Here is a 10,320-nt window from a genome sequence, read left to right as displayed (position 1 = left end):
GGAGCCGATTGGATGGGGCCGTCTTGGTGGCTGGCTCCCCTCGGTGAGGGGAGCTGTCGAGCGGATGCGAGACTGAGGGGAGTGTCCCCGGCGTTCGCTCTGTCGGCTGGTGTAGGCCCCCTTAGTCCGCCTTGCGGCGGCCAGCTCCCCCGCCGTTCGCGGGGGAGCCGATTGGGTGGAGGTGCGTGCCGCACAGTGGGCTTTCTCCCCGTTCGTGGGGGAGCCGATTGGATGGGGTCTTGGTGGCTGGCTCCCCTCGGTGAGGGGAGCTGTCGAGCGGATGCGAGACTGAGGGGAGTGTCTGTGTTCGCTCTGTCGGCTGGTGTAGGCCCCCCCTCAGTCCGCCTTGCGGCGGCCAGCTCCCCCACCATCCGTGGGGGAGCCGATTGGATGGGGAGTTCCACTTCGGTCGTCGTCGGGGAATGGCTTGCGGCACAATAGAGGGCATGGTATCTCCCGGAAAACCGTCACCGCGTTCCGCGGTCAAGCCGCTCAGCAACGCGCAGGTCGCCAGACTGGCCCAGAAACATCATCTGGTCAATCCCATGACCAACCATCCCACGGGTCCGCGCAAGGACAACATCAAGGAAATCAACGCGCAGAACCCGAAAGCCACGAAACGTCTGCTCGACGCCTGCGCGTTCGTCGTCAAATCACGCTGCAAAGTCAAGGCCTGGGGTCTTGAACGCGTTCCCGAGGACGGCGTCTTCATCACCGCATGCACGCACGTCACCCTTTTCGACGTCTTCATCCCCATGGCCGCCCTCTTCTATCAGGGACGACGTCCCCGATACATGGCCAAGGCGGAAATGGCCGGCTGGCCCATCATCGGCAAATGGTTCCAACTCGTCGGTATGCAGCCGGTGCCCCGACGCAAGGGCGAGGCGCTCGCCATCGAAAACGAATCCATCCGCATCCTCACATCCGGCCGGCCGCTCACCATCTGGCCGGAAGGCACCCTCACCCGCGACCCGAAGAAATGGCCGATGAGCCTCAAGGCCGGCATGGCCTACATCGCGTTGGAGACCTGCCGACGACTCGGCCGCCAGGTGCCGATCTTCCCCGCCGCCACATGGGGCGCGGCCAGCATCAACCACTGGTGGCCGTGGCCGCGCAAGAACGTCGTCATGTGCTACGGCGAGGCCATCGACTACGCGGACCTCATCGAAGACATGGACGAATGGGGGAGCGAGCCGCCGAAAACGGCCGTGCGCGAACTCACCCGACGCGTCCGTGAACGTCTGGAAAGCATCGAGGCGGAGATCCGCGGCGAGGAACCGCCCAGCGAAGGCTACTGGGACTACCGCACCATGAGGCGCGTGCCGAGGGAGTAGTACGCCGAATGGCGTTTTGACGCGGGGTTGCGAATGGCGGCATGAAGGGGACTCCCCGGACGGCGGCATGACTCGGGGTACTCCCCGCAGGCCGCCGCCGCAGACTGCCGCCACGGACTGCCGCCGCAGACCGGCCCCGGGGGAGTCCCCGGAAGTCAGGGCCTTGGATACAATATCCGTGTTTGCCTATCTGGCACATCGAGAGAGAACGAAATCCAAGGACCTGCTGTGGAATACTCACTTATGACCAAACTCGCCGCCGAATTCGTTGGCACCGCCATCCTCATGATCTTCGGAAACGGTGCCGTCGCCAATGTCGAGCTGAAGAACACCAAGGGGCATCACGCCGGATGGCTGAACATCGCCATGGGCTACGGCTTCGGCGTCATGTTCCCCGTGCTCATGTTCGGCGGCATCTCCGGCGCGCACATCAACCCCGCCATGACGCTGGCGCAGGCAGTCATGGGCATGTTCCCGTGGGCCGACGTCGCGCCGTACATCGTCGCCCAGCTGCTGGGCGCGGCCGCCGGCCAGCTCGTCGTGTTCGCCACGTATTACCCGCATTACCGCGACACTGAGGACGCCGAAGCCATCTTCGCCACGTTCTCCACCACCGACGCCGAGAACTCCAAGGCCAACTACTTCCTCAACGAGTTCTTCGGCACGCTCGTGCTGGTGCTCGGCGCCCTGTGCTGCCTGCTGCTGCCGTGGGGCGCGAAGGACCTCGCCGCCGCGTCCATCGTCGTCGGCTTCATCGTGTGGGGTCTGGTCACCTCGCTCGGCGGCGCCACCGGCCCCGGCCTGAACCCCGCCCGCGACCTCATGCCCCGACTGCTGCACCAGATCCTGCCGATTCCGTCGAAGGGCACCTCCCGTTGGAACGAGGCGTGGATTCCGGTCGTCGCGCCGATCGCGGGCGCCATCGTCGGCGCGTTCCTCTTCAAGGTGCTGTTCGCCGCCTGACGGCGTTCGGTACACTACAGGCGTGGAAGAACATACCGAACATACTGGGCGACACACTGGGCGACACGCTGAGCGCAACGTCGGCGTCGCCGCCGATCCTCCGGTCGTGGGCAGGCTCGCGCCGTCCCCGACCGGACGTATGCACATCGGCAACGTATATGCGGCGCTGGCCGCATGGTTGAGTGCGCGCTCCGCCGGTGGGCGTCTGCTGTTGCGCATCGAGGATATCGACACCCCGCGTGTACGCCCCGACGCCGACCGTTGGATTATGGACGATCTGACGTGGCTCGGCCTCGATTGGGATGGCGAACCGGTCTATCAGTCGCAGCGCGGCGAATCATACGATCAGGCGCTCGCCGTTCTGCGCGAGCGTGGTCTGCTCTACCCGTGCTTCTGCTCGCGTGCGGAGATTCGCGCCGCGTCGGCGCCGCAGGAGGGCGACGGATACGTCATCTATCCCGGTACGTGCTCGCGATTGGACGATTCCGAGCGCGAGGCGCGTCTCATCGAGGGTCGGCGTCATTTGTGGCGTGTGCGGGTGCCGGATGCGATCGTCGGTTTTGACGACGTCATCTTCGGAAAACGTGATTATGATCTCGCGCGGCGGATCGGCGACACCGTGCTGCGACGGTCCGACGGCCTGTATTCGTATCAGCTGGCCGTCACCGTCGACGATCTGGCCATGGGCGTGAACGACGTCGTGCGAGGCCGCGATCTGTTGCGATCGACGGCCCTGCAGCTGTGGATAAGGTCGGTTGTAACGCCGGAAGATGCGGATAAGACGCATAATTCTGGGGATATCCTTCGGCGAAACGAAGGATTCGGGGCCGTTCGCTTCACACATCTGCCGCTTATCGACGACCCGCATGGCAGACGGCTCGCCAAACGCGACCGCGCCCTCGACCTCGGCGCGCTGCGCGAGGAGGGGGTTTCCGCCGAAACGATCATCGGCTATTGCGCGTGGCTGCTGAGTCTGGTCCCCGAGCCCGGTCCCGTCGCCCCGACGGACCTATTGGAGGGTTTCTCCTGGGACGCCCTGCGCGCCGACCATGCCGATCGCGTCTGCGACCCCGACCTGCTGCGATGACGTCGACGCGGCCGCATGTCGTCGAAATCGATACGGGGGTTGGGGCTTCCTCTCAAAACGTGGAATAATCGGACCGTTGTCGGCATTGGATGGGAGGCGCTATGACACGGGGCTCACACAGGGCACGTCACGTCAGGGGCGCAACGTCGGCCGTCCGCCCGTTCCGTGACCGTGTCGCATCGGCCGCTGCGGACGACAACCGGACGCGGAGCGATGGTCCGGCATCGCCCGTCGGAGGCACTCCATCGCCCAGCGGAGGCACGGCATCGCCCGCGGCAGTCCCCTTCGCGAACGTCATCGACATTTCCGACATCGCCGACGAACGTCGCGCCCTTCGACGCCGGCTCATCGTCCTGCGCATCGTCAGCATCGTGCTGCTGATCGCCGCGGTCTGCGTGGCGGGATTCCCCATCGCCTTGCAATACCAGTCGTCGCAACGGTTGGCGCAGACATCGTCGAACGCCGCGCAGCAGGTGGCCGGCTGGCCGTATCCGCAGGCCAAAAACGCGCTCGCCGCGGCCCGCGCCTACAACGAGAAGCTCGCGAAATCCGGCCAGCCCGTGCTCGGCGAGGCCGTGGACCCGTTCACCAACGCAGCCGGCGGCAGCAAGGCGAAAAGCGAGGATTCCGCCGCCGCGAAGGACAAGACGTACCAGTCGCTGCTCGACTCGGGCAACGGCGTCATGGGCACGATAAGGATTCCCAAAATCTCCGTCGACCTGCCGATATACCACGGCACGTCCGAGGAGGCGCTGGCCTCCGGGGCGGGGCATCTGTACGGCACGTCGCTGCCGGTCGGCGGCAAATCCACGCATTCGGTGATCACCGGCCATCGCGGTCTTGTCGAGGCGCTGATGTTCACCCGGCTCGACGAAATGCGTAACGGCGATTTCTTCTATATCGAGGTCATGGGCGAGACCATCGGATACCGTGTGGACCGCATCAGCGTGATCAAACCGACCGATACGTCCAGACTCAAGATCACGCCGGGCGAGGACCGTGTGACGTTGATGACCTGCACGCCGTATGGCGTCAACACGCATCGTCTGCTGGTCTCCGGGCATCGCGTGGCGATTCCCGTGCCGGCGCCGTATCCCGGCGACGTCCATGACGCGCGGACGATGGCGCTGCTGGCCGGATTGGGCACGCTGATCCCCGGATGGTTCCTGGTGACGGTGCTGCGGCGGATTCGTCGGATGCCGTGGCGGGCCATGCACCATGCCGCGCTGTGGCCGAGGAGATGGTGACGGACCGCCCGGTCCGGTGTGACGTCATCCCGCCCATGTGACGGCACGCGCGGCGCCCGCCGCGGCGAATGGCACTACTATTACCATGCGGATATACGATGCGGACGGGCGCGCGCGATGCGGGCGGATGCCGACGCCGGATGTCGCACGACCCGGTCGTGCCGGGAGGACGAAACGCGAATCGACAACAACACAGACCGACAAAAGGGATGACAATGGTCGCATACATGGATCACAAGAACCTCGCCAACGAGACGATCGACGACGCCCGCGCACGCAGCATCGCCGACGGCGTGCACCGCGTGCTCGACGGCATCGCCGAGGCCGAATCCAGATCCGGGCGCAAGGCCGGAAGCGTACGCCTGCTGGCGGCCACCAAGACCCGCGACGTCGGCGAGATCATGGCCGCCATCGACGCCGGCGTGCATATGATCGGCGAGAACAGGCCCCAGGAGGTGGACGCCAAGGCCGCCGGCCTGACACGGCTGTGCATGGAACGCGGCTATGCGCTCGGCACAGCGGCAGACGCCCAGAGGCACGACCTCGTGCCGCTGCCGTTCCATCTCATCGGGCAGCTGCAATCCAACAAGATCAACAAGGTGCTGCCCTACGTGACGGACATCGAATCCGTCGACCATCTGTCGCTGGCGCAGAAGATCGCCAAACGCGCCGAGGCCCGCGGCATCACCGTCGGCGTCCTGCTTGAGGTCAACGAATCCGGCGAGGAGTCGAAATCCGGCTGCGATCCGGACGAGGCCGTCGATCTCGCCGCAGACGTCGCCGCCCTGCCCGGCCTCGAATTGCGCGGTCTCATGACCATCGGCGCGCATGTGGACGACGAGGCGACCATCCGCCGCGGATTCGCCCACCTGCGCGAGACCCGTGACACGCTGCTCGCCTCCGGCGACGCCAGCCTCGCCCAGGCCCGCGAACTGTCCATGGGCATGACGCACGACATGGCCTACGCCATCGAGGAGGGCTCCACGATCGTGCGCGTCGGCACCGCCATCTTCGGGGAACGCGCCTTCATCTGACATCCGTCGTGCGGCGCCCGGCGGCGGGCTCGGCGTCAATGCCCGCCGCCAGCCCGCCGCCATCGGTTTTTTCAGTATGCTCACAGGAAATTCAGATTTTCGACACTCCGACGTGTATAGGGAATGAAAAAAATTTTTCGCGATGGCGGGGGTGCCTGATTATAACGGATTTTACATATATCACCGATTCTCTATAATAATCGGGGGGGGCTTCTCCTCCGGAACGTGGCTAAACGCTCGGTTTGTGGACGAACACCACAGGAAATTCATGTACTATATGGGTTTCAGTCGGGGTTCGACGCTGTCGAATGTCTAATGAACGTACGATACGTGCCCCCGTCCGAGCTGTTATCGACGAACGGTGCCCCGGTACCGGAGTGCGATCGGGATGCGTCCGACGTGCATCAGGGAATCGTTGGGAGAACCGGCGTCGTGTTGGTGCGACACGACGGCCTTGACCTCGATGAACGGCGCAGGATGGCGGCCGCCGGTGAAGCGGACCGGCATATATGAAAAACGAGGTGTGGCATGGTGACCCGGAACGGCAAGTTCACTCGCAAGGAAATCGCATATCTTCGGTCGCTGCCCGCGGTGGCAAGTGTGGTCGACGAACGCATCACCTATTCGGAGACCTTCAAATACCATTGCATGGAACGTTACGCCCATGGCGAATCCCCCGTGCAGATCTTCCGCGACTCCGGGCTCGACTCCAGCCTGATCGGATACAAGCGCATCGAACGGTGCATCGCGCGATGGCGCCGCACCGTGCTGCCCAAGGTGGAGGGCGTGGACGCGTCACAGGTCAAGGGGCACAAACCCGGGCGCCGTCCCGGCTCCACGAACCTGCGCAACCGGAATCCCAACGATTCGGCGGCTCTGCGCGAGATGCTGCTGTCCGCGCAGCTGCAGCGGCTCGACCGGCTCGAACGCGAGATCAAGGACCTGCGCGAACAGATGCAGGAGGAGCTCAGGCAGGCGCACGACGACGCCAAGGCCGAGCTGGCGGCTGCCGAAGCGGCGAAGTCCGCGGCCGGGCGGGGCTAGTCGGCCGCCGGGCGGCGGAGCATACGGATCGTGGGGCGCGGGATGGGCCGGGCGAATTGTCTCCGGCAGCATACCGTGTACATCGCATACCTGCACACCGCATACCGTGCACGTCGCAATCGGAAGAGCCGGTATTACACTGGGCGTATGAGAATCGCACGTTTTTCCATCAACGACAAGCCGCAGTACGCCTTCGTCCAGACCGACGAAAACGACGGCAAGGACTATCTCGTGGCCCTCGACGGATTCCCGCTCGGCCCGGCCGAGGTCAAGCCCACCGGCCAGCGCTACGCGCTCGACACCGAAGGCCTGCGCCTGCTCGCGCCGATCATCCCGTCCAAGGTGTTCGGCCTCGCCAAGAACTATCAGGCCCACACCGAATTCATGGCCAACAAGGGACTGTCCGACATCAAGGTGGCACCCGAGGAGATGGTCATCTTCACCAAGCCGTCCACGTCTGTCATCGGCCCCGACGACCCGATCGTGCTGCCGTCGTACTCCAACGACATGAACTTCGAACCCGAAGTGGCCGTCGTAATCGGACGCATCGCCAAGAACGTGCCCGTGGAGAAGGCCATGGACCACGTGCTCGGCTACACGTGCGTGAACGACGTGACGCTGCGCGACGTCCAGGGATTCGACCCCATGTGGACGCGCGCCAAGGGCTTCGACACCTCCTGCCCGCTCGGTCCGTGGATCCAGACCGACCTCGACTGGTCCGACACGAGGATCGGGTTCTCGCTCAACGGCGAGGTCGTGCCCGAGGCGTCCGGCACCACCGCCGGTCTCATCCACTCGATCCCCGCCCAGATCGCGGCTATCTCGTCGTTCTCCACGCTGCTGCCCGGCGACGTGATCCTCACCGGAACGCCCAACGCGTCCGGCACGCTGCGCCCCGGTGACGAGGCCATCGTGCACGTCGAAGGCATCGGCGACCTGCGCAACGTCGTCGTCCGCGGCTAGGGCCGGAGTCCTGCCGGACCACGGCGTCGAGGCCGGCGAACGTGCGGCCGGACCGGCATCGGTTTGTCGGACAAGCCTATGTATAATTGACGCGCTTGAACACCGATGTGTGGCAAACCGAAGGCGCGGTCCGGCCGATGCCCTCCGGGGGCATCGGACGAGCGGACCTAGGGACCTCCGTATCGTTTTCTGCCCGAGATTCGCGAAATCAGGCATTCCCAGAGAACGATAGTGAAGAAGATCTAGGGAAATCGAATCATCATGACTCATGGTTTTGCGTCTGCAATCCGCAGGAATCTTCGTAAGCTCGTAGCCGTGGCCGGCGCCGCCGCCATGGCGTTCTCGCTGGCGGCATGCGGCTCCACGAACGCCGGTTCGTCCGACTCCGGCAGCTCCGACGGCGGTCTCAAGAAAGTGACGTTCATGCTGTCGTGGGCGCCCGACACCAACCACATCGGCGTCTACGTGGCCAAGAACAAGGGATACTTCAAGGACGCCGGGCTCGACGTCGACATCGTGGCCGTGGCCCAGGCCGGCGCCGAACAGGCGGTGAACAACGGCGTCGCCGACTTCGCCCTCTCGAACATGACCAACACCGCCGACTACAGCCTCAAGGGCGCGACCATCAAGCAGGTCATGCAGGTGCAGCAGAAGCCCAGCGCCATCTGGTGCGCGCTCGCCAGCAACAAGAGCGTCAAGACGCCGAAGGACCTCGACGGCAAGACCTTCGCCACGTTCGGCTCCAACGAATCCGACGCCGTGGTGCGCCGCATGATCCAGTTCGACGGCGGCAAGGGCCAGTTCGACAAGGTGACCGCCGGCACCAACACGTTCCAGACGCTCAGCTCCGGCAAGGCGGACTTCGGAGGCTTCTACGCCACATGGGAGGGCGTGCAGGCCGAGATGTACGGTCCGAAGCTCAACTGCTTCACCGAGCCCGACTACGGCGTGCCCGGCAACGCCGACTCCATCGGCATCATCACCAGCGACAAGACCATCAAGAACAACCCCGAGCTGGTGAGGAAGTTCGTGCAGGCCTCGCAGAAGGGCTACGAGTACGCGTACTCCAACCCCGACGACGCCGCGAAGATCCTGGTGAAGGAGGCGCCCGACGCCAACCTCAAGGAGGAATTCGTCGCCAAGAGCATGCACACCATCGTGGACGGCAAGTACTGGGGCGATCCCGCCAAGATCAAGGACGGCTCGTTCACGCTCGGCACCAACGACTTCACCGAGACGCAGAAGTACTTCGACTTCCTCAACGAGTCGCATACCTACACCGACGCCAAGGGCAACCCGGTGAACACCGCGCCCAAGGCCAAGGACGTCGCCACCAACGAGTTCCTCGGCAAGTAGGCCGGTCCGGGTCGGGGCGGTGCGGGACGGGTTGGGGACTTCCCGTTCCGTTCTGTTCTGTTCTGTTCCGTGCCGTGGCGTTGGTGCGCCGCGGATTCCGGCTTTGACATGGGTTGGGGGATGCGCCGCCGTATGGTTTTCGGACCGTACGGCGGTTTTTCGCTTCTTGAAGCTCCTTGAATCGGTCCGAATGGTGAAGCGTTCGCCGCCGAAGCGCGTTCCGGCCTCCTATACTCGCATCTGGATTCATCAGGTGGTCGTCATCCACCACGATTCGGAGCGATTCGAGAGAAGCATGATTTTCAAATCCGGCGCGCTGCTGCTGGTCATCGTCGGCGCCTATCTGCTCAAACATCTGCACGTCTTCGGCGAGCGCGACTACAAGGTGGCGCAGGGGCTGGTGTTCAACATGACACTGCCTTGCGCCATCGTCATGTCGTTCGCCACGAACAAGCACGACATGAGGATGCTGTGGATCGTGCTGTTCGGCTTCGTCTGCTGTCTCGTGCCGCTGTTCATCGTGTACTTCGGTTCGTTCCGCGACGAGCGCAAGTACCGCGCATTCCAGATGCTCAACGCCTCGGGGCTGAATCTCGGCGCGTTCTGCCTGCCGGTCATCCAGACGTTCATGGGGGCGTCGGCGGGTCTGCCGGTCATCATGATGGACATCGGCAACGCGATGGTGGCCACCGCGGGCGCGCTCACCATCACTCGCACGCTGCTGCACATGGATGAGAATTTCAAATCGTTGCCGATGATCCTGCGTTTGCGCAATATCGCGAGGGATTTCCTCGGTTCCGTATCGTTCGACATCTACATGCTCATGCTGGTGTTCATGTTCGCGCACATCACCATTCCGCAGCCGGTCGTCACGCTTATCACGCCGTTCGCCAATGCGAACGCGTTCTGCACGATGGCGATGATCGGCCTGATGATGGAGATTCCGGCCGTGCGCAAGGACCGCATCGAACTGCTCAAGGTGATTGCGTGGCGCGTCGTGTTCAGCGTGGTCATCGCGCTCGGCGCATGGTACCTTATGCCGTTCCCGTTGCATATCCGCGAGATTCTGACCCTGGCGGCGTTTTCGCCGATCACCATCTTCTCCACGAAGTTCACGGATTCGCTCACCGGTAACGCCAAGCTCGCCGGCTTCTCTCTCACCGTGACCGCCGTGATCAGCCTCGCCGCCATGACCGCGCTGCACGCGGTGCTGCCCGTGGCGTAGAAGTGATGCGTTTGCCGTGAGGCGGCCCATCCGGTTAGCTCCCCGGCAAAGGAGGCGGGGGTTTGCC

General features: G+C 64.2%; 9 protein-coding genes. All 9 read left to right on the top strand.

Annotation, left to right across the window (positions count from 1 at the left end; all coding sequences use genetic code 11):
* The first annotated feature begins 446 nt into the window (after positions 1-446).
* The 9 genes from DF200_RS10040 (at position 447) to DF200_RS10000 (ending at position 10,253) form a co-directional block, all read left to right on the top strand.
* Entirely contained in the window at positions 447-1,334 is an 888-nt protein-coding gene (locus DF200_RS10040) for a lysophospholipid acyltransferase family protein (protein WP_109138133.1), read from the top strand.
* 228 nt (positions 1,335-1,562) lie between these two features.
* The gene (locus DF200_RS10035) at positions 1,563-2,297 is read left to right on the top strand and encodes an MIP/aquaporin family protein (RefSeq protein WP_109138132.1); all 735 of its coding nucleotides are present in this window, start codon (positions 1,563-1,565) and stop codon (positions 2,295-2,297) included.
* A 106-nt stretch (positions 2,298-2,403) separates the two neighbouring features.
* The gene (gene gluQRS, locus DF200_RS10030) at positions 2,404-3,384 is read left to right on the top strand and encodes a tRNA glutamyl-Q(34) synthetase GluQRS (protein ID WP_277725262.1); all 981 of its coding nucleotides are present in this window, start codon (positions 2,404-2,406) and stop codon (positions 3,382-3,384) included.
* 101 nt (positions 3,385-3,485) lie between these two features.
* Positions 3,486-4,631: a class C sortase gene (locus DF200_RS10025; RefSeq protein WP_109138131.1), complete on the top strand. Its 1,146-nt coding sequence runs from the start codon at positions 3,486-3,488 to the stop codon at positions 4,629-4,631.
* Positions 4,632-4,846: 215 nt separating this feature from the next.
* Positions 4,847-5,665: a YggS family pyridoxal phosphate-dependent enzyme gene (locus DF200_RS10020; RefSeq protein WP_170112508.1), complete on the top strand. Its 819-nt coding sequence runs from the start codon at positions 4,847-4,849 to the stop codon at positions 5,663-5,665.
* Positions 5,666-6,193: 528 nt separating this feature from the next.
* Positions 6,194-6,709 (top strand): HTH domain-containing protein, encoded by a 516-nt coding sequence (locus DF200_RS10015; protein ID WP_109138130.1) that lies wholly within the window; start codon positions 6,194-6,196, stop codon positions 6,707-6,709.
* 147 nt (positions 6,710-6,856) lie between these two features.
* On the top strand, positions 6,857-7,672 hold the full coding sequence (locus DF200_RS10010) for a fumarylacetoacetate hydrolase family protein (RefSeq protein ID WP_109138129.1): 816 nt from the start codon (positions 6,857-6,859) through the stop codon (positions 7,670-7,672).
* Positions 7,673-7,933: 261 nt separating this feature from the next.
* Positions 7,934-9,028, top strand: coding sequence for an ABC transporter substrate-binding protein (locus tag DF200_RS10005; protein ID WP_170112507.1), 1,095 nt, complete (start codon positions 7,934-7,936; stop codon positions 9,026-9,028).
* Between the two features lie 295 nt (positions 9,029-9,323).
* Entirely contained in the window at positions 9,324-10,253 is a 930-nt protein-coding gene (locus DF200_RS10000) for an AEC family transporter (RefSeq protein ID WP_109138134.1), read from the top strand.
* Positions 10,254-10,320 lie beyond the last annotated feature (67 nt).

This window comes from Bifidobacterium catulorum, from assembly GCF_003129925.1.
Lineage (GTDB): Bacteria > Actinomycetota > Actinomycetes > Actinomycetales > Bifidobacteriaceae > Galliscardovia > Galliscardovia catulorum.
Note: the sequence above shows the minus strand (reverse complement) of the source record. Positions and strands in the feature narration are given on the sequence as shown.